The organism is Brevundimonas aurifodinae, from assembly GCF_040195595.1.
Taxonomy (GTDB): Bacteria; Pseudomonadota; Alphaproteobacteria; order Caulobacterales; family Caulobacteraceae; genus Brevundimonas; species Brevundimonas aurifodinae.
The window spans coordinates 210,068-236,196 of the sequence record NZ_JBEGDD010000005.1 but is presented as its reverse complement, the minus strand read 5'-3'; the positions used below and the strand labels follow the sequence as shown (position 1 = coordinate 236,196).

23 protein-coding genes and 2 tRNA genes are annotated in these 26,129 nt (G+C 67.1%); 12 read left to right on the top strand and 13 right to left on the bottom strand.

All coding sequences use genetic code 11. From position 1 onward, the window contains the following. Positions 1–97: 97 nt before the first annotated feature. Positions 98–2,443: a putative bifunctional diguanylate cyclase/phosphodiesterase gene (locus ABN401_RS08085; protein WP_349684328.1), complete on the bottom strand. Its 2,346-nt coding sequence runs from the start codon at positions 2,441–2,443 to the stop codon at positions 98–100. A 35-nt stretch (positions 2,444–2,478) separates the two neighbouring features. Further along, positions 2,479–4,080: a FecR domain-containing protein gene (locus ABN401_RS08080; RefSeq protein WP_349684327.1), complete on the bottom strand. Its 1,602-nt coding sequence runs from the start codon at positions 4,078–4,080 to the stop codon at positions 2,479–2,481. 198 nt (positions 4,081–4,278) lie between these two features. Here ABN401_RS08080 and ABN401_RS08075 point away from each other — a divergent pair, with 198 nt between their 5' ends. Next, on the top strand, positions 4,279–5,790 hold the full coding sequence (locus tag ABN401_RS08075) for a ShlB/FhaC/HecB family hemolysin secretion/activation protein (RefSeq protein WP_349684326.1): 1,512 nt from the start codon (positions 4,279–4,281) through the stop codon (positions 5,788–5,790). A gap of 90 nt (positions 5,791–5,880) precedes the next feature. Here ABN401_RS08075 and ABN401_RS08070 read toward each other — a convergent pair. Both ABN401_RS08070 and ABN401_RS08065 read right to left on the bottom strand, forming a co-directional pair. After that, a tRNA-Thr gene (locus ABN401_RS08070) sits at positions 5,881–5,956 on the bottom strand. A 43-nt stretch (positions 5,957–5,999) separates the two neighbouring features. Further along, complete coding sequence (locus ABN401_RS08065) at positions 6,000–6,665, bottom strand: uroporphyrinogen-III synthase (RefSeq protein ID WP_349684325.1); 666 nt, start codon at positions 6,663–6,665, stop codon at positions 6,000–6,002. Positions 6,666–6,879: 214 nt separating this feature from the next. Here ABN401_RS08065 and ABN401_RS08060 point away from each other — a divergent pair, with 214 nt between their 5' ends. Genes ABN401_RS08060 through ABN401_RS08045 form a run of 4 tightly spaced genes read left to right on the top strand, consistent with a single transcriptional unit; the run spans position 6,880 to position 10,866 of the window. Next, positions 6,880–8,031: an acyltransferase family protein gene (locus tag ABN401_RS08060; protein ID WP_349684324.1), complete on the top strand. Its 1,152-nt coding sequence runs from the start codon at positions 6,880–6,882 to the stop codon at positions 8,029–8,031. A gap of 59 nt (positions 8,032–8,090) precedes the next feature. Beyond that, positions 8,091–9,233: a beta-ketoacyl-ACP synthase III gene (locus tag ABN401_RS08055; protein WP_349684323.1), complete on the top strand. Its 1,143-nt coding sequence runs from the start codon at positions 8,091–8,093 to the stop codon at positions 9,231–9,233. Then, the gene (locus ABN401_RS08050) at positions 9,233–9,916 is read left to right on the top strand and encodes an iron-containing redox enzyme family protein (RefSeq protein WP_349684322.1); all 684 of its coding nucleotides are present in this window, start codon (positions 9,233–9,235) and stop codon (positions 9,914–9,916) included. Before ABN401_RS08055 ends, ABN401_RS08050 begins: the two co-directional genes overlap by 1 nt. Next, positions 9,913–10,866, top strand: coding sequence for a DUF6999 family protein (locus ABN401_RS08045; protein ID WP_349684321.1), 954 nt, complete (start codon positions 9,913–9,915; stop codon positions 10,864–10,866). The genes ABN401_RS08050 and ABN401_RS08045 overlap by 4 nt, the downstream gene beginning before the upstream one ends. Here ABN401_RS08045 and ABN401_RS08040 read toward each other — a convergent pair. After that, complete coding sequence (locus tag ABN401_RS08040) at positions 10,863–11,624, bottom strand: competence/damage-inducible protein A (protein ID WP_349684320.1); 762 nt, start codon at positions 11,622–11,624, stop codon at positions 10,863–10,865. The two genes, ABN401_RS08045 and ABN401_RS08040, sit on opposite strands and share 4 nt — an antisense overlap. Before the next feature lie 133 nt (positions 11,625–11,757). On the opposite strand from ABN401_RS08040, the gene map reads away from it, so the two are divergent. Both map and radC read left to right on the top strand, forming a co-directional pair. Then, positions 11,758–12,579 carry a type I methionyl aminopeptidase gene (map, locus tag ABN401_RS08035; protein WP_349684319.1) on the top strand — a complete coding sequence of 274 codons (822 nt, stop codon included), beginning with the start codon at positions 11,758–11,760 and terminating at the stop codon, positions 12,577–12,579. A 124-nt stretch (positions 12,580–12,703) separates the two neighbouring features. After that, complete coding sequence (gene radC / locus ABN401_RS08030) at positions 12,704–13,420, top strand: RadC family protein (RefSeq protein WP_349684351.1); 717 nt, start codon at positions 12,704–12,706, stop codon at positions 13,418–13,420. 24 nt (positions 13,421–13,444) lie between these two features. On the opposite strand, the gene ABN401_RS08025 is transcribed toward radC, so the two are convergent. Both ABN401_RS08025 and ABN401_RS08020 read right to left on the bottom strand, forming a co-directional pair. Further along, complete coding sequence (locus tag ABN401_RS08025) at positions 13,445–15,508, bottom strand: TonB-dependent receptor (RefSeq protein ID WP_349684318.1); 2,064 nt, start codon at positions 15,506–15,508, stop codon at positions 13,445–13,447. A gap of 413 nt (positions 15,509–15,921) precedes the next feature. Then, positions 15,922–15,998 (bottom strand) — tRNA-Met (locus tag ABN401_RS08020). Between the two features lie 230 nt (positions 15,999–16,228). On the opposite strand from ABN401_RS08020, the gene ABN401_RS08015 reads away from it, so the two are divergent. Further along, the gene (locus tag ABN401_RS08015; RefSeq protein ID WP_349684317.1) at positions 16,229–17,464 is read left to right on the top strand and encodes a PQQ-dependent sugar dehydrogenase; all 1,236 of its coding nucleotides are present in this window, start codon (positions 16,229–16,231) and stop codon (positions 17,462–17,464) included. 79 nt (positions 17,465–17,543) lie between these two features. Here the strand turns inward: ABN401_RS08015 and ABN401_RS08010 are convergent, their stop codons facing one another. Next, positions 17,544–17,699, bottom strand: a complete 156-nt coding sequence (locus ABN401_RS08010; RefSeq protein WP_349684316.1) for a hypothetical protein — start codon at positions 17,697–17,699, stop codon at positions 17,544–17,546. 150 nt (positions 17,700–17,849) lie between these two features. On the opposite strand from ABN401_RS08010, the gene ABN401_RS08005 reads away from it, so the two are divergent. Together ABN401_RS08005 and ABN401_RS08000 are read left to right on the top strand one after the other, a co-directional pair. Beyond that, complete coding sequence (locus ABN401_RS08005) at positions 17,850–18,065, top strand: DUF1289 domain-containing protein (RefSeq protein WP_349684315.1); 216 nt, start codon at positions 17,850–17,852, stop codon at positions 18,063–18,065. Positions 18,066–18,192: 127 nt separating this feature from the next. Further along, positions 18,193–18,714, top strand: coding sequence for a TIGR02281 family clan AA aspartic protease (locus tag ABN401_RS08000; protein WP_349684314.1), 522 nt, complete (start codon positions 18,193–18,195; stop codon positions 18,712–18,714). Here ABN401_RS08000 and ABN401_RS07995 read toward each other — a convergent pair. Genes ABN401_RS07995 through dusA form a run of 3 tightly spaced genes read right to left on the bottom strand, consistent with a single transcriptional unit; the run spans position 18,711 to position 21,287 of the window. Beyond that, a complete protein-coding gene (locus tag ABN401_RS07995) occupies positions 18,711–19,490 on the bottom strand; it encodes a sulfite exporter TauE/SafE family protein (RefSeq protein ID WP_349684313.1) in 780 nt (259 codons plus the stop codon). The two genes, ABN401_RS08000 and ABN401_RS07995, sit on opposite strands and share 4 nt — an antisense overlap. A 41-nt stretch (positions 19,491–19,531) precedes the next feature. Next, on the bottom strand, positions 19,532–20,203 hold the full coding sequence (locus tag ABN401_RS07990) for a hypothetical protein (RefSeq protein WP_349684312.1): 672 nt from the start codon (positions 20,201–20,203) through the stop codon (positions 19,532–19,534). A 43-nt stretch (positions 20,204–20,246) separates the two neighbouring features. Next, on the bottom strand, positions 20,247–21,287 hold the full coding sequence (gene dusA / locus ABN401_RS07985; protein WP_349684311.1) for a tRNA dihydrouridine(20/20a) synthase DusA: 1,041 nt from the start codon (positions 21,285–21,287) through the stop codon (positions 20,247–20,249). A 115-nt stretch (positions 21,288–21,402) separates the two neighbouring features. On the opposite strand from dusA, the gene ABN401_RS07980 reads away from it, so the two are divergent. Further along, positions 21,403–22,467 carry a tyrosine-type recombinase/integrase gene (locus ABN401_RS07980; protein WP_349684310.1) on the top strand — a complete coding sequence of 355 codons (1,065 nt, stop codon included), beginning with the start codon at positions 21,403–21,405 and terminating at the stop codon, positions 22,465–22,467. Between the two features lie 477 nt (positions 22,468–22,944). Next, positions 22,945–23,355 (top strand): hypothetical protein, encoded by a 411-nt coding sequence (locus ABN401_RS07975; protein WP_349684309.1) that lies wholly within the window; start codon positions 22,945–22,947, stop codon positions 23,353–23,355. Here the strand turns inward: ABN401_RS07975 and ABN401_RS07970 are convergent. Together ABN401_RS07970 and ABN401_RS07965 are read right to left on the bottom strand one after the other, a co-directional pair. Beyond that, positions 23,352–24,110, bottom strand: coding sequence for a heparin lyase I family protein (locus ABN401_RS07970; RefSeq protein ID WP_349684308.1), 759 nt, complete (start codon positions 24,108–24,110; stop codon positions 23,352–23,354). The two genes, ABN401_RS07975 and ABN401_RS07970, sit on opposite strands and share 4 nt — an antisense overlap. Before the next feature lie 321 nt (positions 24,111–24,431). After that, positions 24,432–26,120, bottom strand: a complete 1,689-nt coding sequence (locus ABN401_RS07965) for an SMP-30/gluconolactonase/LRE family protein (protein WP_349684307.1) — start codon at positions 26,118–26,120, stop codon at positions 24,432–24,434. Positions 26,121–26,129 lie beyond the last annotated feature (9 nt).

Sequence of the window (26,129 nt, the reverse complement as noted above, 5' to 3'; positions counted from 1 at the left end):
TCGCGCGGCCGCGCGGCGTGGCGCGCAGACATATAAAGATATCTTTATGCGATCAAGGGATGGCTGATCGCGACCTGCCCGGTCCGCGCGAAGGCGCTCAGCTCGCTTGGCGCAGCGGGGTGTCCAGGGATGTCGCCGCGTGCTCGTCGAGGAACGTGGCGAGCGCGACGAGCGGCAGGGGACGGGATAGCCAGTAGCCCTGGATGACGTCGCAGCCGAGCAGCGACAGGCAGGCCACGATCGCTTCGGTCTCGACCCCCTCGGCCACGACCGACATGCCCAGACTGTGGGCCAGATCGATCGTCGACTTCATGATCAACCGATCGCGCTGGCTGTCCGCCAGTTCGGTCACAAGCGACCGATCGATCTTCAGTTCGTCGGCATTGAGCAGCTTCAGATAGGCGAGGGAAGACAACCCGCTGCCATAGTCGTCGATCGAAATCTTCAGGCCGACGGCACGGAAAGCCGCGATGGCGGAGCGCGCCTTGTCCGGATTGTCGATGACGGCGGTCTCGGTGATTTCGAGACACAGGTCCGCGTCCACGGCGGAGGCGAACTGGATCACCTTGTCCTTGAACGCGTCGTCCGCCAGCAGCCGCCCGGAGATGTTCAGGGCGATGGTGACGTCGTGACCCGAGGCGCGCAGGCGAATCTGGTCCTGAATGGCGCGCAGGATCGACCACTCCGTCAGCGCCCGGATCTGCCCCGTCTGCTCGGCGATGGGGATGAACAGATCGGGCGGCACGAACCCGCGGATCGGATGGTGCCAGCGGCAGAGCGCCTCCACCGAAGTGACCTGCCCGTCGGCGGTCTGCATCTTGGGCTGGTAGTGAAGGCTGATCTCGTTTCGGCCCAAGGCATCGATCATCTCGGTCATCAGGGCCAGATTGTTATCGGCCGAGGCGAAGGTCGCTTCGTCGTAGACGCAGACCCGATCAACCGCGCCGCCGGCGCGATCCAGCGCGCGGGTCGCCCGCTCGACCAGTTCGGTGGGCGAGGTCCCGACGGCGTCGGCGGTGGCGATACCGGTGCGCAGGAAGACGTCGACCGAGTGGCCCTCGATCTGAAAATTGGTTTCCAGTCGACGCAACCGGTTCAGCAGGGCGTCGAACGCGTCCGGCGACAGGTCGGTCCGGGCGAACGCCAGGACCGAGGAGGAGATGTGGGCCACCTGGGCCGGCTCGCCCAGGCTCGACAGGCGGGCCGCGAGCTCGCGCATGACCAGATTTGTGACGTTGTAGCCGACGACACCGCGCATCTCGGCGTACCGCTCGATCCCCACGGCGAACACGACCTGCCCTGTCTGGGGCCCGGCCTCGATCCATTCGATGAGAGCTCGCCGGTTGGGCAGCTGGGTCTCGGCGTGATGCAGAGCCAGCCGACGCAGCCCGGCCTCCCGCTCGGCCACGATCTCGCGGCCCCGACGCATCAGTTCCGAGCGAGCGGCCCAGACGCCGAACAGGACCTGGGTACCGAGCAGGGCGGCGATGTCGATGCTGACCGGCGTCGCCTGCTGCAGGACCAGGGGGATCGCGACGATGCCGCCGCCGACGATGACATGGCGGACCATCAGGTCGCGGAGGCGTCGACCGTCCCGCCGAGGCAGAAGCAGCAACCCGAGGCCGAGGCACAGGATCAGTATCGCCCCCGGATGGAGCGTCATCAGGGTCCGGCCGGCCACGATGCTTTCATAGGCCAGGCCGTGGATCACCACGCCGGGCAACAACCCGACGGGGGTGGCGAACTCGTCGCCGAGCTCCAGCGCGGTCGCGCCGATCAGAATGACGCGTCCCTCGACCGATCGCGGGTCGAAGCGGTCGTTCAGCACGTCGTCAAAGCTCAGGTGCGGCAGGGTGCGGCGATCGATTCCGAAATCGATGGCAAACTCGCCCTCGCGGGTCACTCCGGCCAGATTGGCGGCCAGTGACGCGCGCTGGCCCATCGAAGACCGGTAGCCATAGCGGCGGACTTCACCGTCCTCGTCCACCGGCACATTGACCGAAGCGATCAGGGCGTCGCGCATGAGCATCGGGATCGGCAGGTTCTGGACGACGCGGCTTTCTCCGGCGCCATAGCTGTCCATCTGCCGGAAGGAGCCGAGGGTCACCTGGCCCGGATACCGCGAGATCATCCCGGCCAGGGCCGCGTCGGATTCGGCGTCCGAAGCCGCGCTGAAGTCCACGTCGATCGCGACCAGGGTGGCGCCGGCGCCGAGCAGCCGATCGATGGCCTCGGCGTAGCGCTCTCGCTCCCAAGGCCAGGTCTCCGCCCGGCTCAGGCTGCGGGAATCGATCTCGACGATCACCAGCCCCTTGCTGGCCTCGCTGCGCACGTTGTCGAAACGCCAGCCGTTGAACAGGTCATCGATCGGCCGCAGCGCGCCGAACCAAAGGGCCAGGCCGACGGCGGCCAGGATGAGGGAGGAACCAATCGCGTTCCGCACCCATCCCCGCCGCCACAGCGTGGTGACAAGCGTCTTCAAATCGAGACCGGCGATGGGTGGAAGGCTTCTCTGCCCTTGCCCGAGGCTTCAGCGCCTTGGTTCACTTCAGGGGTATTGATCGCCGCCGAGGCGTTCCCGTTCCCGTTGCCGGCACCGGAGTTGGCGTTGCCGCCCCCATTGCCGTTGCCGGGGTTTCCGGTGCTGGTCCCGCCGCCGTTGCCATTTCCGGGACTGGTGGTGGTGCCACCGCTGCCGACGGTTCCACCGGCGTTGCCGTTGCCGTTGCCGTTGCCGTTGCCGTTGCCGGGATTTCCGGTGCTGGCCTCACCGCCACCGCCGCCGCCGTTCCCAGGGTTCGGGCTCCCGCCCCCGTTGCCGGGATTTGCGTCGCCGCCCCCGTTGCCGTTGCCCGGATTGGCGTTGCCTCCAGGGTTACCGTTGCCGGGGTTGGACCCCCCGTTCTCGCCGCCGCTGCCGGGATTGGCGTCGCCGCCCCCGTTGCCGGGGTTGGACCCGCCGTTCCCGCCGTTGCCGGGGTTGGACCCGCCGTTCCCGCCGTTGCCGGGATTGGCGTTGCCGCCCCCGTTGCCGGGATTGGCGTCGCCGCCCCCGTTGCCGGGGTTGGACCCACTGTTCCCGCCGCCGTTGCCGGGATTGGCGTCGCCGCCCCCGTTGCCGGGGTTGGATCCACTGTTCCCGCCGCCGTTGCCGGGATTGGCATTGCCTCCAGAGTTACCGTTACTGTTGCCGGGGTTGCCGGTGCTGGTCTCGCCGCCGCCGTTCCCGTTCCCAGGGTTCGGATTCCCGCCCTCGTTGCCGGGATTGGGGTTGCCATTCCCCGGGTTCGCGTTCCCGCCGGACGGGTTGCCGTCATTGCGGTTCAGCTCGGCTGCGGCCTGCACGCCTGCGACGCTCGGCGACGCATAAAGCGGCCCGTTCCCGACCTCGCCAAAACCGGTCGGGGACACGGCCGCCGAGGCCGCGGCTACGGATCCCACCGGATTCTGAACCAGTCCGCCGGAGGCCTCGCTGTAGTCGATCGGCGCGACGGTCACCGCCGCCGTCTCGACCGGCACCGAGGCGCTGGGCGCAGAGACATCGACCGAGGCCGGCTGCTCGCGCGTGACCACGGCGGTCGCGCCGGCTGCGACATCGCTGGTCGCATTGCCACTGTTGGAGCGCACCTCGACCAGGCCCTCGGCCACATGGACGCGATCGCCCTGGGCATCGACGCTGATGGTGAAGGTCGTGCCCTTCACGACGGCCGCCAGGAGCGGCGTCTCGACGCGGAAGTGCGGCCGGGATCGGCGATCGACCTGGAACAGGGCCGAGCCCAGGTCCTGGAGAATGCGGGTCACGCCCCCCTGTTCGGGGGCCAGGGTCGTGCGGCTGCTGGGCCCCACGACGATCCGCTGGTCGCCATCGACGATGACCGCGCGGCCGCCCTGGCCCGTGGTGACGCTGGTGCCGATTGGCAGGACCTGGCCGACCGTGCCGTTCGTCGCCGCGCGGGCGGGCAGGGCGACGCGAACAGAGCCGCTGACCTCGCGCAGTTGCCAGTCCAAGGCCAGGGCCGAGGTGGTGCCGAACAACCAGATCGAGGCCGTGGCGGCGATGAAGAGTCGATTCGTGGACATGATGGTCCCTCCCAAGTATCGCAGAAATACAGAGGCTTGATTTCCACCTCTTTAAGGGACGGCGTTAATGCGATCTTGAAAACTGCAAGGACAATCTGCGCCTCATCCCGACGTCCGGCTGAAGGGCCGCAGTCTGTGCTCACTGACATTCGATCGATCGCTAGAATTGTGCTGTTCTCACTGGCCCTCGGGCTCGGTATGACCGGCCATACCAGTCGTTCTCTGGCCGAAACGCCGACGACCTGCGCGCAGGACTGCTTTGTTCTCACCAGTCTGAGCATACAGGGTGTGACCGCCTACCCGCTGGCGGACCTGTCCGGGACCTATTCGGACTACCTCGCCCGGGAAATCGGCGTGGCCGATCTGGTCCGCACGGCGGACGCCATTACCGAGCACTACCGGCGGGATGGCTACTTCCTGACGCGGGCCGTCGTGGCCCCGGGCGACCCCACCTCCGGGTCCGCGCAGATCGTCGTCTATGAAGGCTATATCGGAGAGGTGGTGGTCGAGGGATCCGGCGCGACCGCCGTGTCCGGCATCCTGAAGCCGCTGGAACTGCAGTGGGTGCTGACCATCCGCGAACTCGACCGTCGGCTGGCCCTGGCGTCCGATGTCCCGGGTATCCGCCTGACCAACCGGATCGAGCCCATCCTGGACAATCCGGCGCGGCACCGGCTGGTCGTCACGGCTGAACTGGACCGCGTCGACGCTGGCGTGTTCGTCGAAAACCGGGGCTCCGAAACCCAGGGACCGTGGCAGGTCTATGCCTCCGCCGCTGCGAATTCCCTGGCCATACCCGGAGACCGGATGACGGTCTCGGTCCTCACCGTCCCGGAAGACCCGGATGAACTGACCTATGGCGAGTGGTCCTACACCGTGCCGATCAGCGCCGGGACCCGCGTCAGGGCGGCGGTCTCGGGCTATTCGACCAATGCCCCGCCGGGCTCCAGCGGCTGGCTGAGCGGCGACAGCGTCGCGGCCACCGTCGCGGTTACCTCCGCGATATCGCGACAACGCGATCGCAGCCTGTGGGCGAGCGCCGGTCTCGACGTCCGCGAGGTCGAGCAGTCCTATGCGACCGGCCAGACCATGACGGAGAACCTGACCGTGGCGCGGGCATCCTTGTGGGGCCAGATCAGGTCGGACCAGGGCAACGTCCAGGTCTCGGCGCAGATCTCGCGCGGCCTCGACTGGTTCGGGGCGACCACGTCACCCCAGCCCGGCCTGACCCGCGCGGACGGCACGGGCCGGTTCACCAAGGTCAACGCCAGCGTCTCGGCCTACCAGGACATCGGCCGGTATGCAGGCGTCCATGTCGCCGGGTCCGCGCAATGGTCGGACGACCCCCTGCTGGGCTCCGAGGAGTTCTACGTCGGCGGCTCCGAGATCGGGCGGGCCTACGGCTACGGTGCGTTGAGCGGCGAGTCCGGCGTGTCCGCCGTGGTTGAGCTGCGAGTCGGTTGGGACCCCGCGCCGACCGAGATCGCCTTCTTCCAGGTGTATGCGTTCGCCGACGCCGGACGGGTCTGGAACCGCGGTCCGGCTGGCCATACCGACGCCGACCTCGCCTCGGCGGGGCTCGGGACGCGGGTCACGTTCGCGGGCAGGGCCACGGTCCGGGCAGAGCTCGCCAAGCCGCTGTCCGGTCCGCCTATCAATCAAAGCGACGACGGCTGGCGGGCGTTCATAGCGGTCTCAAAAGCGTTCTGAGCCCGCGCTGGACGACCCGCGCCGGACCCGGCATCGTCCCGGCGGAAAGGCGCGCCCGCCGACGCGGCGTCGATGTCCAACGGGAAGAGGTGGTGCCGCTTAGGTGACTCGAACACCTGACCCCCGCATTACGAATGCGATGCTCTACCAGCTGAGCTAAAGCGGCCTGTCTGCGAGGGCGGAATGCGCCCGGCGACGGAAGCGGCTCTTTATACGCCGGGCCCCGGCTTGCCAAGGGCCGCCAGCAGGGCCTCCTCGGTCGGTGAGGCGGCGATCCGGACCTCGGCGAAGGGCATGTTGGCCAGCGGCGCGGCGGCGGCCGGGGAGATGGCGCAGGCGACGCGGCCCCGAACCTCCGGCGACGTCATCGCCAGGGCGTGCCCGGCGCGCGGGCTGTGGATCAGCACGGTGTCCCACGCCTCGGGCGGGGAGCCGCGGGTCTCGACGGTCTCATAGACGCTGACGGCCCTGACCTGCGCCGCGTCGCCGACGAGGGTGCCCAGGTCCCCGGCGGGCCGGGCGGCGGCGGGGTGCAGGATCGACAGGCCCCGGCCCTGGCCAGCGATCAGGCCGGCGAGCGCGATGAGGTCGCCGTCGGCGGATCGGACCTGGGCGAACCCCGCCTCAGTCGCCGCGCGCGCGGTCGAAGCCCCCACCACGAAGACGGGCCGGTCGCGGTCGGGCGTCAGGGCGGCGAAGGCGGCGACGGCGTTCCTGCTGGTGAAGGCCAGGGCGTCGATGCCGGTCAGATCGATCTCGGCGGGAAGGGCCTGGACCTCCAGCAGGGGCGAGACAGTCGGCACGAAGCCCGCCGTTTCCAGTCGCGCCGCCGTGGCCTCCGCGCCGGGCCGGGCGCGCGTGACCCAGACGGTCAAGGGCCTCTTCTCCTGACGATCGACCAGGGTCTCATGATGCCGCCGTCTCCAGCATCGCCTCGGCCTCGGCGCGCCAGCCCCGTTGGATGCGGCCCACGCGTGGGTTCTCGTCGGTCATTGGCCCCCCGGAAGCGCGGCAAGGTAGCGCAACCCGCGCCGTCGGCAAGCGGGCGGCCCAACCCTTGCGCCGTGGGTCCTCGAACAGAGGTTTCCCATGGCCTGGACCGCGATTTCGACCCGAAACGAGACACCGCCCATCGCGCGCGGCGGGTGGCTGGACGCCCTGCGGTTCATCGTGGCCTCGCTGATCATCCTGCATCACTTCCAGGCGGCGGGCCCGACGCCCCTCGCCGAGCACCTGCATCCGGTGTTCGAGCGGGGCGGGTTTCTGCTGACCAACTTCTTTCTGATCGACTCGGGCTACGTCCTGATGCGGGTCTATGGCGGTTCGGTCGGGACCGGCCGGATGTCGCCCGGCGACTTCTTCGTGAAGCGGTTTCTGCGGGTCTATCCGGCCCATCTGATCATGGGGCTCGGGCTCGTGGCCCTGGTCGTCCTCGGTGGCCTCGTCGGCATCGCCCCGCGCAATCCCGAATGGTTCGCCTGGGACCAGCTGGCCGCCCAGCTGACCCTGACCCAGGCGTTCGGCGTGCCCGGCGGCCTCGGCTGGAACGCCCCCAGCTGGTCGGTGTCGGCCCTGCTGGGCTGCTACGTCGCCTTCCCCTGGATCCTGACGGCCCTGCGCCGGAGCGGGCCGTGGACGGCGCTGGTCGCGGCGGGCGGTCTCTATCTGCTGGTCAATGAGGCGACGCTGAGCCTTCTGGGCTACCCCGTCTATCAGATGCCCATGATGTTCGGGATCTGGCGGGCCCTGCCGCTGTTCGCGCTCGGCATGGCGCTGGCTGTCTTTTCCGAGCGCGTCTTCGTCGCCCCGCGTCTGGCCCGGATCGTCGGCGTCGCGGCGGCGGTGGGCCTGGCCACGGTCCAGGCCTTCGACAAGCACGCCCTGATCTCCATCGTCTTCATCGCCCTGATCCTGCTGGCCGCCGGCGCCATTCCGGTCACGCGGCCGTCGCAGTGGGTGGAGAAGGCCAGCGTGGTCTCCTTCGCCATGTTCATCACCAACGAACCCGTGCGGATCGTCTGGTTCGGCGTGGTCAATGTTCTCGTGGCGCGGTTCGCCCTGCCGGTCGGGGTCCAGTGGGGCCTGTGGGCGGCCGGGGTCGCGGCCGCCTTCGTGTTCGCCTTCGCCTTCCACGCCCTGATCGACCAGCCGATCCAGACCCGGATCAAGGCCGCCCTGGCCCGGCGTCGGGCCCCGCGCCGCCCGGTCGAAGCCGGGCCGGTGGTTTCGCTGGACGGCTAGGCGCGCCGTCAGGAACCATCCGCTTGCCGCCGGGGCGCGAACCGTGCCCTTGATCGGTCATGAGCGGCAAACGTCTGAGGGACGTCTATATCACCGGCGCCGGCGCCTTCCTGCCGGGTCCCCCGGTCGGGGTGGGCGCGATGGAAGACCACATCGGACGTATCGGCGGGCGGTCCTCGGCGGTCGGACGCCGGGCGCTGCGCTGGAACGGGGTCCAGACGCGCCACTACGCCCTGGGCATCGACGGCCGGCCTTTGCACTCCAACGCCTCCATGACCGCCCACGCGCTCAGGGCGGCGCTGGACAATGCGGGCCTGGCGGCGGACGACCTCGACTTTCTGGCCACGGCGACGACCCAGGGCGATTACCTCGTTCCCGGCCACGCGGCGGCGGTTCACGCCGAACTGGGCTCCGGCCCGATGGAGATCGCCAGTCATCAGTCCGTCTGCGCCTCGGCCCTGACGGCGCTCAAACACGCCTGGCTGACCGTGCGCGCGGGAGAGGCCGAGGTGGCGGCCACGGCCGCGGGCGAGTTCTCCTCGCGCTGGTTTCGGCCGGAGTTCTACGAGGGCACGGCCCTGGTCGATGCCAGGGGACGGGCTCGCGTCGAGGCGGACTTCCTGCGCTTCACCCTGTCCGACGGCGCCGGAGCCGTGGTGCTGGAGCCGAAACCCAAGGCCGGCGGCCTGTCGCTGAAAGTCGAATGGATCGACCTGACCTCGCTCGCCGGTCGCTTCGACCCCTGCATGTGGGCCGGCTCGACCTTCGCCGACCGGTCCGACATGCGCTCGGCCTGGAGCCACGCAGGGCCGGTCGCGGCCCATGCCAGCGGGTCCATCGCCCTGGTCCAGGACTTCGAGCTGCTGAAGATCGTGATCCGCGCCTGGATCGGGGTCTGGCTGGAAAAGGTCGACACGGGCCGGATCGTGCCGGACCGCGTCGATCACCTGCTCTGCCATTATTCGGCGCGGTCGCTGAGGGAAGAGATCGTCGGCCTTCTGGAGAGCACCGCCGCCATGATCCCTGAGGAGAAGTGGTTCTCGAACCTCGCCACAGTCGGCAATATCGGCGCGGCCTCGATCTGGGTCATGCTGGACGCCTTCCTCCGGTCCGGGCGGGCCAGGCGGGGCGAGCGGGTGCTGCTGATCGTGCCCGAAAGCGGACGGGCCATGGTGGGGTTCGCGATGTGCGAGGTGGTGTGATGGCGGACGGCGCGCGGATCGACGACCCGGTTTCGGACACCCTGCGAAAGCTCGCCCTGGTCTTCGCCGATTTCGAGCAGCGGCTGGAGGCGACGCCGCTTATCAGGAAGCTGACGCGCGGACGGTTCGAACTGGCGGACTACCACGCCTTCCTCATCAACCTGCGTCAGCAGGTGAAGGATGGGGCGCTATGGATGAGCCGCGCCGCCTCCAACATCGGCGAGGATCATCTGGAGCTGCGCTCGACCCTGATGCGCCACGCCGTGACCGAGCATCGCGATTTCCGCCTGCTGGAGGCCGACTTCGTGGCGGCGGGCGGCGATTTGGCGGTCATCCGGACCGCCAAGAAGAACGTCGGCTCCGAGGCCCTGTCGGCCTGGATGTTCCACGAGGCGTCCAGACCCGACCCCTTCGGCCTGTTGGGTGCCATGTTCATCATCGAGGGGCTGGGCTCGATCAAGGCCGCGCCCTGGGGGCGTCAGGTCAAGGCGCGGCTGGACCTGCCCGACGAGGCCGTCCGCTTCCTGCTCTATCACGGCGAAAACGACGCCGAGCACATGGCCGAATTCGAACAGATGCTGCGGATGGTCCTGCCCGATGACGCCGTGGCCGAGCGGATCGTCACCACGGCCCGGGTGACCGCCCGGCTCTATGCGCTGCAGATCGAGGAGATCGGCGCGTGAGCCTGTCGGACGGCGCGGCCGACTGGAAATCCGACCCCTTCGATCCCCGCCGCTATGACGCGCGTGACCCGGATCCCTGGCTGGCGCTGTATCTGGACCACTCCCTGCCGATCGACCCCGAGGCCAAGCGGGCTCTGCTGATGGGGGCGCGGTCCTGGTCGCGGCGCTGGCTGTTCCCGGTCAGTCGGCCTCTTGTCTTTCTGTTCTTCGGCCTGGTGAAGGTGCTGCGGGCCATTTCGCCGCGCTATCCGAACCTGAACGGCCTGCTGCACAAATCCATCCACCGGGGGCTGCGCACCTTCGGCAGCCCGGAGTGCAACACCCTGATCCTGCGCCACTTTCACGTCGGAACCGAACTGCTCGCCTTCATGAAGGCCAACGCCGGGATCGATCCGGCCCTGGTGACGACGATCCCGCTGAAACCCCTGACGCTGAAGGACCTGGAGGACAACGTCTTCCTCCAGCACGACCTGAACGTCTTCAACTTCATCATCGAACTGAACCTGGCGCTGCGCGCCGCGGGCAAGGAGATCACCCCGCCCGACCGCGTGGACTTCTCGATGATCTCCGACATCGATCCGGCGTTCGAACGCTTTCCGACCGGCCCTTTGAACCGCATCGACATCCAGACGGCGGTGGAGTTCTACACGCCGCTGTATGCCCTGATGCTGCCCCGCGCCGACTTCATGCGGGCCAGCCATTCGCTGCAGCTGGACGAGATCGTCGGCATCTACATCGGCCGCATCCTCGGCACCGACTACCACATGAGCTTCGTCAAGAACGGCCATCCGCTGGTGGCCCTGTCCACGCTCCAGGCGGGCTACCGGCTGATGATGCACGGCCTGGACTGCGAGGCCATGCACGGCTGGTTGCGGGTGCTGAAGGCCCGTCAGGAAGCCGGCCTGCCGCTGGACCCGCGCGACCCGACCGGCGGGCCGGAGCTCTCCTAGGCCGGCTGGAGCGCCACCGCGACGCCCTCGGCCGTCAGGCGCTCGGACAGGGCCGCGACGGCCGCCTCGACCGCCGCCGCGTCCCGCCCCCGCACCACCAGGTTGGTGCCGATCTCGCCCTGGCTTCCGGCCCCGAACGGATAGCTGCCGAAGCTGAGCTCGCGGTTCGCGCGCGCCGCCTCGGCCAGCGTCGCGGCGACCGCCCCTTCGCCGACGCCGCTGACCCGCAGCGTCCGCGCATGGACCACTGCCCCGGTCCTCAGGCGCGGCGCCACGTCCTCCAGCATCGCCGTCATGATCCTGGGCACGCCCGCCATGACGAAGACGTTCTCGACCTGAAACCCTGGCGCGTCGGTGACCGGATTGGCGATCAGGACGCCGCCCTCCGGGATTCGCGCCATCCGCCGCCGCGCCGCGTTCAGCTCGTGGCCATAGCGCTGCTCCAGGATCGCCAGGGCCGTGGGATGCTCCGAAATACCCACGCCGAACGCCCGGGCCACGCAATCGGCGGTGATGTCGTCATGCGTCGGCCCGATCCCGCCGGTGGTGAAGACGTAATCATGAGCGTGACGCAGCGCGTTCAGCGCCTCGACGATCTGCTCTTCCCGGTCGCCGACCGTGCGCGCTTCCCGCAGGTCGATCCCCAGCGCCGCCAGAAACCGCGCGACCGTGTTCAGATTGGTGTCGGCCGTCCGGCCCGACAGGATCTCGTCGCCGATGATCAGGACGGCGGCGGTGGGGGCGGTCATCTGGGTCATGACGCGGACCTAGGCCGTTCACGCTCAAGCACAAGGCCTTGCGACACGCGGCCCTCAAACCGCTTGAGGTTCTGTGCTATCGTCGCCATCTGACGCGCCACAATGGTCCCGGACGGACCGCCGAGACCCGACCATGTACGAAACGCCCGAGCTGGAAGCCGACACCCTGGTCCGCACCAGCGCCATCCGCATCTACGACGACCCCGCCGATTTCGAAGGCATGCGGGCGGCCGGGCGGCTGGTGGCAGAGGCCCTGGACATGATCGCGTCCCATGTCGTGCCCGGCGTGACGACCCAGGAGATCGACGACCGCATCCGCCAGTTCACCCTGGACCGGGGCGGCCTGCCCGCCTGCCTGGGCTACAAGGGCTATATGAAGACCGTCTGCACCTCGATCAATCATGTGGTGTGTCACGGGATCCCTGGCGACCGGGTGCTGAAGGACGGCGACATCGTCAACATCGACCACACCGTGATCGTCGATGGCTGGCACGGCGATTCCAGCCGCATGTATGCGGTGGGTAACATCAACGCCCGGGCCAGGAAGCTGGTGGATGTGACGTATGAATCGCTGGCGGTGGGCCTCGAGCAGGTCAAGCCCGGCAACACCTTCGGCGACATCGGCTACGCCATCCAGCGCCACGTCGAGGCCAACCGGATGAGCGTCGTTCGCGACTTCTGCGGCCACGGCATCGGCCGTCTGTTCCACGACAGCCCCAACGTCCTGCACTATGGCCGCAAGGGCGAGGGCGCGGTCCTGAAGCCCGGCATGATCTTCACCGTCGAGCCGATGGTGAACCTGGGCAAGCCGCATGTGAAGGTCCTGTCCGACGGCTGGACCGCCGTGACCCGCGACAAGTCCCTGTCGGCCCAGTGCGAACACACCGTCGGCGTGACCGAGGACGGCGTCGAGATCTTCACCGCCAGCCCTGCGGGCCTGTTCCGCCCGAACTGAAGCCACTGGACGTTCTATCTTTGTTCTGCCATGCTCTCCGCGCGGGACGAATGACGGACGAGGGTGGCTCATGCAGGCGGGCGCGACGGTTCTGAACTTTCCGGAGCGGACGGCTGCGGTATCGATGCCGACCCACCGGCCAATCCCTCACCACGCCGGTCACCGCGAGCGGCTGCGTCATCGGGCGCGCGCTGCGGGTCTGACCCATCTGCCCGACTATGAACTGCTGGAGCTGTTCCTGTTCCGCAGCCAGCCGCAGGGCGACGTCAAGCCGATCGCCAAGGCGCTTTTGACCCGCTTCGGATCCCTTGCGGCGGTTCTGGCCGCCTCGGTCGAGGAACTGATGACGGTTCGGGCCGAAGACACCCGGGGGCGCGTCAAGGGGATCGGCGTCGAGACGGCGCTGGATCTGGCCGCACTGCACGAGGTCGCCCAGCGCGTGGCCAAGGAGCCCGCGATCAGGCGGCCGGTGATCTCGTCCTGGACCGCGCTTCTGGCCTATGTCCGCGTCGCCCTCCAGCACGAGCCGCGCGAGCAATTCCGGGTGCTCTATCTGGACAAGAAGAACCAGCTGATCCTCGACGAGGTCCAGAACCGCGGCACCATCGACCATGCCCCGGTCTATCCGCGCGAGGTCGTCCGGCGGGGCCTGGAGGTCTCGGCCGCCGCCATGATCCTGGTCCACAACCACCCGTCGGGCGACCCGACGCCCAGCCGCGCCGACATCGACATGACCAAACAGATCGTTCAGGCCGCGAAATCCCTGTCGATCGAGGTCCACGACCACCTCATCGTCGGTCGCGACGGCGTCACCAGTTTCAAGCAGCGGGGTCTGATGTAGGCGCCTGTCCGGCCCTAGACCCCGTCAGAACCTTGTCGAGACCGTCAGCCGCGCGTTCAACGGCGCGCCGGTCGAGATGTTGGCGTTGTTGTGGGCGTCCGGGAAATAGTCGGCGTCGAACAGGTTCTCGATGTTCAGCTGGACCTCGACGCGGTCGGAGACCTCGTAGAAGGCGGCCGCGTCCACGCGGGTGAAGCCGGGCAGGCGGGTGGCGGCCGACGAGGTGCGGATGGCGGCGAACTGGTCGGACTGGTGCGTCACGCCAAGCCCCAGGCCCAGGCGCGGCGTGACCTCGAACCGGTTCCACAGGCTGAACTGCTGCTCCGGAACCTGGGCCAGGCGGATGAAGTCGTTGCCCTTCAGCACGCCGTCCTGCCAGGCGTAGCCGGCGCTGACCTGCCATTTGTCGGTGATATTCCCGGTCGCGGCCAGCTCCAGCCCCGTCGTCCGGGTCTCCCCGACGTTGATGGTCAGCGTCGGGTTGTTCGGATCGGGCGTGGTGGCGTTGGTGCGGTCCAGCTGGAACAGGGCGGCGGTGACGATCAGGTTGGGCTGCGCCTGCCATTTCAGCCCGATCTCGTGGTTGGTGAACCGCTCGGGCTCCAGGTTTTCCTGCACCGTCGTCAGGCTCAGGAACTGGTCGCCCGAACGCGGCAGGAACGACCGGCTGTAGCTGGCGTAGAGCGACAGGTCCGGCACCGGCTTGAAGATCAGGCCCAGCCGCGGCGAGACCTTTTCGTCGGTGCGCGAGAACGGCCGATCGGGCGTGGCGAACAGATCGACGCCGGTGATGTCGAAGCGATCGAAACGCAGGCCCGCCACGATGTCAAAGCGGTCGCCCAGGCTGATCTGGTCCTGTACATAGGCCGAGACGGTCTCGACCGTGGATTCCGTCTGACGCGCCAGGGTCGGGAAGGTCACGGTCGGGAAGACCCGGCTGGTCAGGCTGAAGGTCGGGTTGGACAACACGCCGTTGCGGCGCGAATTCGCGGAGGTCTGGTCGCCGTACTCCAGGCCGAACAGGATCTTGTGCGCCAGCGGGCCGGTCGTCGTTTCCCACACCAGATTGGACTGGATCAGGATGTTTTCGCGCGTCGTCGGATCGGTGTAGGCCGCCAGCGGCACCGTCCCGGTCTGGCTGGTCGCCGCGCCGTTCGGGAAGACGTTGGTGTAGACCTTGTCGAAGTCGCCCCACAGCGCCGTGGTCGACCAGTTGAGGCCCTGGGCCAGCTCGCCGTCCAGACGGGCCTTCAGGATATGCGCCTCCAGCGTGGTGCGGTTCACACCCGGCACGCCGAAGAACTGCTCGCGATAACCTTCGATGGGTCGCCCGTTCAGCGAGGGCACGCCGCGATCGGTCGAACGGTCGTCGTCGATGTATTCATACGAGAGCCCCGCTGACCAGCCGGGCGCCAGCTCGGCCGCGACGTAAGGGTTCACCGCGAACCGCTGGCCCTCGTAGAAATCGCGGTGGTTGCCCAGTTCCTCATAGACGGCGTTCAGCCGGAAGGCCGCCGCCTCACCCAGCGGAGCGTTCAGGTCCGCCGACAGGTCCCAGGCGCCGAAGCTGTTGGCCGACAGGCGCGAGCCGAAGAACATCTCGCCGGCCTGGGGCGTCTTCTGCACCCGGTTGACGATGCCACCGCCGCCGCCCCGGCCGAAGATCAGGGCATAGGGGCCCTTCAGCACCTCGACCCGCTCCAGATTGTAGAGGCCGCGATAGTACTGGACGTCGTCGCGGACCCCATCGAGGAAGAAGTCCGCCGTGGTGTTCTGGCCGCGCAGGGTGATCTGGTCGCGGTTGCCCTCGCCCTGGCCGACGGTGACGCCCGGTACATAACGCAGCACGTCCGACAGGCTGTAGGCGGCCTGGTCGTCCAGCTGCTGACGCGTGATGACATTGACGCTCTGGGGCACGTCGATCAGGGGCGTGTCGGTCTTGGTCGCCGTCACCGAGTTCAGGGCGACGTAGCCCCGCGTCTCACCCGTGACGATGATGGGGCTCAGTTGGTCCGCGGCGGGGTCCTCGGCCACGGCGACGGCGGGCAGGACGATCAGGAGGGCAGTCGAGGCCAGGAGCAGACGCATGGAAGAGGACACCGGAGCAACAAGGGAGCGCCCTTCTACTGCGACGCATTCTTACTTGCAACGCGAAACCGTGCCGCCTGCGACGCCTTGATGTCGCGGGCAAACGTTGCTCAGCGTCGCCGTTCGGTCAGGACGATCGCCGCGACGGTTCCGGCGGCGAACAGCCTGCCCTCGATGGCGGTCGCGGCGGTCTGGGTGACCGGTCCGAACCCGGTTTCGCCGAACAGACCGCCGATCCGGTCGAGGTTCAGGCGTGACCCGGGCAGCCTGCGGGCCCGCTCCGCCCGGATCTACCAGCTGGCGCGGTGGTTCGTGCGTCGACCGCGACACCGTTTGAGGGTCGCCGGCGCCCTGCTCCTGGTCGTGGCCGCGATCTGGGCCGACGGAGCGGTGGGAATTTTCTGAGACGCCGGTGGTGGCTGGGGGCGGGATCGAACCGCCGACCTGTGGGTTATGAATCCACCGCTCTAACCATCTGAGCTACCCAGCCCCATTCAGGCGAACCTTGCCGAGGCGTCGCGGGCGGGCGATCGGGGCCGGGCGCGCGAGAGGCGTGCCTATATCGTCCGCGCACCGCGGGTTCAAGCCGTGACGTGGACCCGTGGACCGGCCGGTGGCCGCCGCGACAGGCCGTCGCGTCGATCCCGCAACCGGAACGGTGGCGCTTCGGCGTCGTTCCCGCCATAGACTTGGAACAAGACCAGTCCCGGAGACCGAACCATGCGCCCCATGCTGCTCGCCGCCGCCACCTCGATCCTCGCCCTCGCCGCCGCCTGCGGCGCGAACGGCGAACCCGGCACTCCGGGGCCGCAGCAGGCCGGCGCTTCGGTCGAGACCCGCCCCGCCAACGCGCCCGACCAGCGCCCGGCCTTCGCCAACCAGACCCGCGCCCCGGGGGTGACGACCGAGCGTGCGCTGACGCACACGGTGGTCGCCTCGGGCCTGGTCCAGCCCTGGGGCCTGGCCATGCTGCCGGATGGCCGCTGGCTGGTCACCGAGCTTCAGGGCCGGATGCGAATCGTCACCGCCGACGGCCAGGTGGGTGAGCCCATCGCCGGCCTGCCCGCCGTCGATGCCCGAGGCCAGGGCGGACTGCTGGACGTCGTCGTCGGCCCGACCTTCGCCCGGGACCGGATGATCTACTGGAGCTATGCCGAGCCTCGGGACGGCGGCAACGCCACCTCGGTCGCGCGCGGGGCCCTGTCGGCCGACGGCACGCGGGTCGAGGGCGTCGAGGTCATCTTCCGCGCCCTGCCGGTCTATGATGGTACGATGCATTTCGGCTCATCCCTGGCGTTCGATCCTGCCGGTCATCTGTTCATCACCCTCGGCGATCGCTCCGACGCCCCGATGCGGCCCCAGGCCCAGCAGCTGGACAGCCACATGGGCAAGATCATCCGCATCAACGCCGACGGCTCGGTCCCGGCCGACAACCCCTTCGTCGGACGTGAGGGGGCTCTGCCCGAGATCTGGTCGGTGGGTCACCGGAACGTCCAGGGCGTGGCGATCCAGCCCGGCACCGGCGCGGCCTGGACGGTCGAGCACGGCACCCGCGGCGGCGACGAGGTCAACCAGGTCCAGGCCGGCCGGAACTACGGCTGGCCCGAGGTCACCTACGGCATCGAGTATCGCGGGGGGCCGATCAATGACGGCATCACCGCCCGCGAGGGCATCGAACAGCCCGTCTACTACTGGGACCCCTCGATCGCGCCCGGTGACCAGGTCTTCTACGACGGCGCGATGTTCCCCGAATGGCAGGGCGATCTGCTGGTCGCCGCTCTCAAGGACAAGCATATCGCTCGACTGGTGATCGAGGACGGTCGGGTGGTCGGCGAGGAACGCCTGCTGGTCGATCTCGGCGAGCGCGTGCGCGACATCGCCGTGGCTCCCGACGGCGCGGTCTGGGCCATCACTGACGAGGACGACGGCAAGCTGGTGCGTCTGGCCTTGCGGTAGGGCCTGATCCGGAAAACTGTGAGCGGTTTTGCGATCGGATCAGAGCCCAGCATCATGCGGACGGCCGAGGCCGGAAGGGTTATCCGCCCTTCCGGTCCATCTTGAACGGCACGAAGTTCGACGGATGGCTGACCACGCGCTCGCTGGCGCGGGGCGGCCTGGGGCTGACCAGCATCCCGCCCCACAGGGCGAAGGACATCATGGCGTGCTGGAGGTTCTTGTCCTTGTCGTTCATTCTGGCGTCTCCTTTTGCTGAACGGTCAAAGGAGACGCGTCGTGCGTCGGGGGATCTCACCCTCTCGTCGTTTCGCGTCAGATTTCACCATGCCCCAAACAACGGGCCGGATCAAGTTTTTGCTCCGCAACCGGAGTAGTTTTCGTACATATGTCGTCTCTCGGACACGCCGCCCCCCGGGCCATCGCCACGCCCTGTATCAAGGTCTGCGTCGTCGACGGGGCCTCCAGCCTGTGTCTGGGGTGCTATCGGACCCTGTCCGAAATCGGCGGCTGGAGCGCGCTGGACGACGCCGAGCGGGCCCGGATCATGGCGGAACTGCCGGCGCGCCGGGACCGGATCGACCCGGCCCTGCGCGGCGACTGACCGGCGGCCGACCGCCGTTCGGGCGTCAACCTTTCGTCAGCCACATCGATTCACCGCATCCCAACCGCGATGGGTCACAAGGTGGGACGGGCGGCAGAAGCGGCCGTGTCGCATGGATGGGTTCCTGGTGCGTTTCGACCTTCAGTCCGCCGTCGTCATGGGCACGGCGACCCTGTCCTCGCTGACCGTCGCCTGGTGGTTCACCCACCGGGAGCCGCGCGTGGCCTCGGCCGCCGTGCCCGCGCCTGCCCACGCCGCCCTGCTGACCGGACCCGCCTCCGGCCAGGCCGCCCAGATCGCCCGCTCGCCCGACGGCCACTACTGGGCCCAGGCCGACATCGAGGGCCGCGCCGTGCGGATGCTGGTCGACACCGGCGCCAGCGTCGTCGCCCTGACGCGCGAGGACGCCCTGCGGCTGGGCCTGCGCCTGACCCCCGCCGACTTCACCCAGACGGTCGAGACCGCCTCCGGCCCCGTCATGGCCGCCGCGATCGAACTGGACCACGTCGCCGTCGCCGGCGCGCGGGTCGAGAAGGTCCGTGCCCTGGTCGTGGAAAAGGGCCTGCCGCACTCCCTGCTCGGCATGAGCTATCTGGGCCGCCTCTCCGCCTTCGAGGCCCGTCCGGCGGGTCTGACGCTCCGGCCCTAAAGCGCCTTCACCATCACCGAGACGGCCGTCGCCAGCAGGTAGAGGGCGAAGGCGCGCCTCAACACCTTGCGGTCCAGCCGGTGCGCCAGCCGCGCGCCATAGGGGGCCACCAGGGTCGTCAGCAGCCCCATGGCCACGGCGGCGGGCACATTGACATAGCCCAGGCTCAGCGGCGGCCGTCCCTCGGCTGCCCATCCGAACACGACGAAGCCCACCGTCGCCGCGATCCCGATCGCCACGACAAAGCCCGACGCGGTCGCCACCGCCTGATGGATCGGCCGCCCGCACAGGGTCATCAGCATCCCGCCGAAACTGCCGCCGCCCACCCCCATCATGGCCGACAGCCCGCCGATCAGGCTCCCGATCCCGCGTCGCCCCCAGCCGCCCGGCAGATCCTTCGCCAGGGTCGCCGTCTCGGGCAGCAGCCCCATCTGGGCCGCCACCACCATCAGGCAGACGCCATAGACGATCGCCAGACCCTCCATCGAGGTTACGCCCGCCACCCCGGCCCCGATCAGGGCCCCCACGGCGACCCACGGCGTCCACCGCCTCAGCACCCGCTCGTCCACCGCCCCATGAGCCCGGTGCGCGCCCAGCGAGCGCCAGGAGGTCGCGACGATGGTCAGCAGGGACGTGCCGATGGCGACGTGCAGATTGGCCTCGCCGCCCAGACCCAAGACTGAAAATGCATAGAACAGGGCGGGCACCAGAACCGTCCCGCCACCGACCCCGAACAGGCCGGCGATCAGACCGCCGACCAGACCTGCCGCCAGCACCGCCGCGCCCAGCAGCAGCAGTTCAGTCAGATCGAGCCCGTTCAGAACCGCACCGTCGCGCCCAGCTGGACGACGGGGAAGATGCCTTTGTCCTCGGCCTCCTCGGAAATGTCGCGCGCCTCCTGCTCCAGCCGGGCGCGAAAGTTCGGGTCGTTCGACAGGCTTCCCCCGGTGGACGTCAACGCCACTTCGGGCGCCTCGCTCCAGGCGACGCCCGCGATGGCGCGAAAGCCCCAGCGGCTTTCGCGGATGAAGGCGTCGTCGAAACCGACTCCCAGGAAGGGGGCGACGTCAGACAGTTTGATCGCGCCGGCCAGGGTGCCGATCTGGCCCGCCGTGAAGGTCTGGCCCCCGATGTCCAGCGGCACGGTCGGCCGTGCGTTCAGCCCGATGGTGCGATCCCCCACATAGACTCCGCCCGAGATCAGGAAGGCGTTGGCAAAGGGATGGACGTCGACGAAGACCGACACCGTGTCGAAATCGAACCGGCCGGAATAGTCCACGCCGTCGAAGCTCTGGTCCAGGTCATAGCCCAGGGTGTCGATCCCGCCCCGCAACACGAACACCGGCCCTAGCGACAGCTGCGCCTCCACGCCCGCGCCCGGCGTGCCCAGATTGAGCGCCGCCGTGATCGGCGACCGGGGTCGGGTCTGGGCCTCGGCGGCGCCCGCGACGGCGGCGATTACGGCGGCGAGGACGAGCGCGTGTTTCATGGGCGAAGACAGAGCGCCCATCGTGCTTAACACGGACTTGACGTCAGGCGGCCTCGACCAGCCGTTCGCGGCGCGCCTCGGCCTCGCGCACGGCGTCCAGCGCCCGGTCCAGCACCTCCAGCCCCGCGCCCGGCCGGATCGCCTCGACCGTCAGAATGCGCCGGAACGCCCGCGCGCCCGGCCGCCCGTGCATCAGCCCCAGCATGTGTCGCGTCATCGCCGACAGGGACACGCCCGCGTCAAGCCGCGCCGCGAGATACGGCCGATAGCGCTCCAAGGCCTCGAAGGCGTTCACGTCGGCCGTGCCCGCGCCGAAGATCCGCCGGTCGGCCTGACCCAGCAGGGCCGGATCGTGATAGGCCGCGCGCCCCAGCATGACGCCGTCCAGCGCCACGCCGTCGCCCCACTCGGGAGAGTCGGCGTCCAGATGCGCCTCCGCCTCGTCCAGCGTGCCGATCCCACCATTGATCGAGACCGACAGATGCGGCCGCTCCCGCTTCAGCCGGCGCACCAGCCCGTAATCCAGCGGCGGCACGTCCCGGTTCTCCTTGGGCGACAGACCCTTCAGCCAGGCCTTTCGCGCATGGACGATGAAGACCGACACGCCCACGGCCGCGCAGGCGTCGACCGTGGCGAACAGACTGTCCTGCGGTTCCTGCTCGTCCACCCCGATCCGGCATTTGACCGTGGCGGGCACGTCGACGGCCTCCCGGATCGCCGCCATGCAGTCCGCGACCAGCTCCGGCTCGCGCATCAGACAGGCCCCGAACCGCCCCGACTGCACACGGTCCGACGGGCAGCCGACGTTCAGGTTGATCTCGTCGTATCCGAAGCCGACCCCGATCCGCGCGGCCTCAGCCAGCTGACGCGGGTCCGATCCGCCCAGCTGCAGCGCCACCGGATGCTCGACCGCGTCGAAGGCCAAGAGCCGCTCGGGATCGCCGTGGATCACCGCCGGGGCCGTGACCATCTCGGTGTAGAGCAGGGCGCGCGTCGTCAGCGCCCGGTGAAAGGCCCGGCAATGCCGATCCGTCCAGTCCATCATCGGTGCAATGGACAATCTATGCGCTTGATTTATATGCATTTTTCGCTTATATCTCAATGGCTACGAAGGCGGTTGTCGTAGGATCTCGTACCCTATTACGCGCCAGAATTCGCCACTCTACGACATCCCACTGCACCCATTTTGCACTCAAAACATGGCGTCGATTCTCAAGCAAAAATCTGGAAACTGGCGTGTTCAGGTGCGTCGGAAAGGCCGGTCCCTGAGCGAAACCTTCGTCCGACACGAGGACGCCAAACGATGGTCGATCGATGCCGAGCGCCAAGTCGATAGAGGCGAAACTCCAACGAGTTCCAGGATCGCGAAGCTGCGAACTTTTGGCGATTTGATCGACTTGCATATCGAAGACATGTGCGCGGTTGGCAAGGCACCACGACGGTCAAAGGCGGCGACTCTGGACCTTCTGAAACGCGAGTTGGGGTCTTGCAACTGGGTCGAGGTCGACCGCGAACGGTTGATCCGCTTCGGACGCGATCGGGCCAAACAGGGTGCTGGCCCCGTCACGCTCGGCATAGATATCGGTGCGATCAAACTCGTCTTGTCGCACGCAGTAGCCGTGCATGGATTGCCGGTGCGCGTAGAACCCGTCGACATGGCACGGATCGCTTTGAAGCGTCTTGGTCTCATCGGCAAAGGTCAGGAGCGCGATCGCCGTCCGACCGACGACGAACTCCGACGACTCGTCACCTATTTCGACAGCAATCCGCGCCAAACCATCCCTGTAGGGCGCATCATCCAGTTCGCGGTCGCGACAGCTATGCGGCAGGACGAGATCGTCAGAGTCTGTTGGAGCGACGTCGATTGGCGGACAAGGATGCTGACAATACGAGATCGAAAAGACCCACGAGAGAAGCGTGGCAACGACCAAAGGATCCCACTCTTCGCCGCTAATGGCTACGACGCCTGGTTGATTGTCGGTGAGCAGCGGGAACTTGCCCTGCGAGGCCAGGATCGAATTTTTCCGTTTAACGGAAAGTCGGTCGGCACAGCCTTTCACCGGGCTTGCAATGAACTCGGTATTGATGACCTGACATTTCACGACCTCCGGCACGAAGGCACTTCACGCCTGTTTGAAGCTGGACTCGCGATCCACCAGGTTGCGCTCGTCACCGGCCACAGAGATTGGAAGATGTTGAGGCGCTATACCCATCTGAAGCCGGAAGCTCTCCACGCGTTGTTTCGGCCTGCAGCGGCTGCCTAAACTACGAATCTGAGGGTCGGACGTTCGAATCGTTCCGGGCGCGCCATTCTTTTCAATGACTTAGCAAAGTTATCCCGTTCTAAAGAAGTTTCTAGCACGGTTTTTAGAACGGTGGATTTGAGTTGGCGAAGTCGCTGCCCTGCCACCGCTGCGCATTGGGGCGGTGGGTGAGTTGGCTGCTCCAGCAGCAGCTTGATGTTGGTGGACCTCACCGCTACCACGCGCGCCCCGAACCTGACGTCCGCACAGGGGAAACCCACTAAAGGTGCGTTCCGCTGAGCCAAAAAGGTCATCGGCTTCTGATTTTGTGCCGCTTACTGCTCACCTGACAGGCGATACAAATTTTCGATGACGGCGCGAACGTGCGGCGAACCCGCGTCCAGTCCTCTCCTGTCTACAGATTGAGGCCGGACTCGACGATGATGCGATCGATTAAGCAAGGGGTCGGGGTGGAGGTGATCGCCTTTGCTCTAGGCGGTGAACCTGCCGTTCACCCTGCTTCTGCGCCGCTTCGGATACAACGACGTGCTGCGCGAGCCGCCGTTGGATGTACTGGCGGCAGTTCGCGGGCCTGACGATCGGCGAATGGCCGGGCAAACTCTGCTGGCGTCCTGGGCCTTGGCGATGGGGCTGGCGCCGGTGCTCAAGCCGCTGTCGCAGGGTGTCTGGACGCGCGCGTTAGGCCTGCTGGCGCTGGTCCTTTCGCCGCTGTGTCTCACAGGTGAAACCGAGCTCCTGGCCGCGGTTGATCCCGCCCTTCCCGATTTTCAGATCAGCAGTGGATTTTCATCGCCTGGCTTCTGGTCCTGGGCGTGGGCTTTCAGCGAGAGGACATTCAGGTGGCGAACTGACGCCGCTGCGGCTGAGCCGCAGCGGCCGCCTTCTTAGGGCGTTGTTTCGGCTCGCGAGCTTCCATATCTAACGTTGTCGACCCAGATCTCATGGAGTGCGCTGGAGTTCGATCCGTACAAGCCGAGCTTAGGGGTGACATAGCTCTGGTTTTCGATATAGCCGACTTTGCCGTTATACGTGTGGACGAGTTGCCCGTTCACATAAACGGACACAAACCCAGTGTTGGCCGTACTTAGTCTAAAGCCGAGCTGAACCGTGTTCCATGCGCCTTTATTGATCGCTATACCGGTCTTCACGATGTTAGGGGCAGATGTGCCAGTATCATTGTTGCGAACGATGAGCTGGAGGTTGTTCGAGGTGTTGGGCTGAAACTCCAGCGCGATCGGTGGGCTGGCGGGCGAGTACTGCCATACTTGAGCAAGCATGAGCCAACGATCAACCGGATGCGCCTGAAAATTCGTGGGAATGTATAAAGCGAAGCTCAGCCATCTTTCGGAGCCGAACGGCGTCCCTTGAGTTATGCGAATTTCGCTGCGTTCTTTTTGACCATCGGTATCGGGCGAGATCCGCATAAAAAGTGAGCTTGAACCAGCGTAAGCTTGGGCTGTCGATAACGCGGGTTTAGTGCCATTGCTTTGGTATTCGAGTTGGTAAGTCCAACCGTTATCGGTCAGTGTATTCCCATTTATAGATGCGGCCTCTCCATCGATGGTTTGCCAAACGGTTGCTGCTGCGGCAGACGCGATTGCTGCTAGAGCTAGAACGAGGGCTGCTTGCGGTAAACGGCGCACTGTATTCTTCCTTGTGATTATCATTGAGAATCTGTGGCAACGGGCCACGATCGTCCGAAACTTCACGATAGAACGTCTTCAACCCACCCCTGTGGCTACACGCGACACCGATCGCCTTCGGCCAAAGCGGCCTAGACGATCTTGCTACAAAATGAAACTTAGTTCCAGTTCGTCGTGGGGCGGATGTGGGCCCTGTAACGCCCGCTAACCCGTGATCACGGCTAGAGACAATTCAGGCCTGTCAGCTGACGAAAGGTACTGATTCGGAGTACGAGATATGAGCTGGCTTATACTCAGCAGTTCGCTGCGACGGTGTCGCGTCTAGCCGGCAAACGCAGCTATGGGGCTACCCGGCGTGGCTGCGTCGATCGCGAAGACGCTGCCGGAAAGCGGGGCCGCTGCAAGCTGCATAGCGGACAGGCGAATTCTGGCAGACGTGATGAAGAGGGTCCGCAGGTCTTCTCCTCCGAAGGCGCAACTCGTCGGGCGCGGAACGGGGACGGTGATCGAGCGATCTAGGTGACCTTCGGGCGAGAAGCGTTGTACGCACCACCCGTCCCACATGGCGCACCAGATGAAGCCGTCGGCATCGACGGCCAAGCCATCCGGGTTACCCGTGCCCGGCTCGAACTCGACGAGTGTGATGCGGTTCGAGATGGTGCCGGCCTCGAGGTCGAAGTCATACGCATAAATGACGCGCTTGCCTGAATCGACAAAGTAGAAGCGACTGGAATCCGGGCTCCACCCCATCCCGTTGCACAGGTCGAAACCCGTCTCGACGACCCTTAGCCGACCATCCGTGTCCAGGCAGAACAGCGAGCCTTCGCCTGGCGTGACGTCGAGGCCGATCGAGCCCACCCAGAACCGGCCTTTGGCGTCGCACTTGCCGTCGTTGAAGCGGTGGCCAGCCATGGACACCGGAGCCGCGACCGTCTGGGGCTGTTCGAAGTCGGAGTTGTAGAGCTCGAGCCGGCTCTGGCTGGCGACCACGAAGCCGCCGTCCTTTCGAGGCGCAATCGATCCGATCAACTCGGCCATGGGGCGTGTGCGCGTCTCACCCGTCGTGACGTCGGACGCGTGCACGGCCGGGCTGAGGATATCGACCCACATAAGCGTGTTCGATGAGGGCAACCAGACAGGCCCCTCCCCCAGGAAGGCGGCAGAGGGAACGACGCATTTCAGCCGTCGGTCCTGCTTGGCGGCCGGCGCAACGGTGGTGGAAATCGTCATATAGGTCTCGCCGACATAGCTCGAGATTCTGCGTGCGGCCTCGATGACATCGCGTCCCAGGGCATGCAGCCGATCGGGGTCCAGCCGGAGCGACGGCCCTGCTATGCCGATGGCGGCGATCGCCTCTCCGCGGTGGTCAAGGATCGGGGCGGCCACGGAGCTGACGCCGGCGAAATCCTCCGAAATTGACACCGCATAACCCCGGGCGCGGCCCAGGGTCAGTTCTCGGCTTATCGCGTCCAGGTTGACCGTCGCGCTGGGAGTCATGAACTCGGCCAGTCGCGCGGGGGGCATATAGGCGATGAGGGCCTTGCCCACCGCGCTGGTGAGGGGATCTAGCTTGCTGCCCACCGACAGGCTTATGCGCAAGGGCTGGTCGCAGTCGCGTTCGCCAACAATGAGCACGGCTCTGTTCTCGATCACGCCTAGGAGGGTGGTTTCGCCGGACAGGGCGCGCAGACGGCTGAGTTCCGGTTCTGCCGCGCCGCGAATGTCGAACTCGCTCCAGACTTTGTGCGCCATCTCGAACAGACGGTTGCCGAGATGGTAGGTCTGATCGCGCTCCTGCAGGCGGATCAGGCGGTAGTCGAGCAGCGGCTGGAGCATGCGGTACAGCGTGCCCTTGGGCATGTTCGCCTGGTACATGATCTCCGTGAAACGGGGCGGCCGTGGCGCGTTGGCGATGATGTCCAGCAGCGCCAGGCCACGGTTCAAGGCATTAGGACCCAAACCGGACGGCCGAGGCTCGAGCCGGTCCTCCAGCACGATGTCGTCTTCCACGATAGAGTT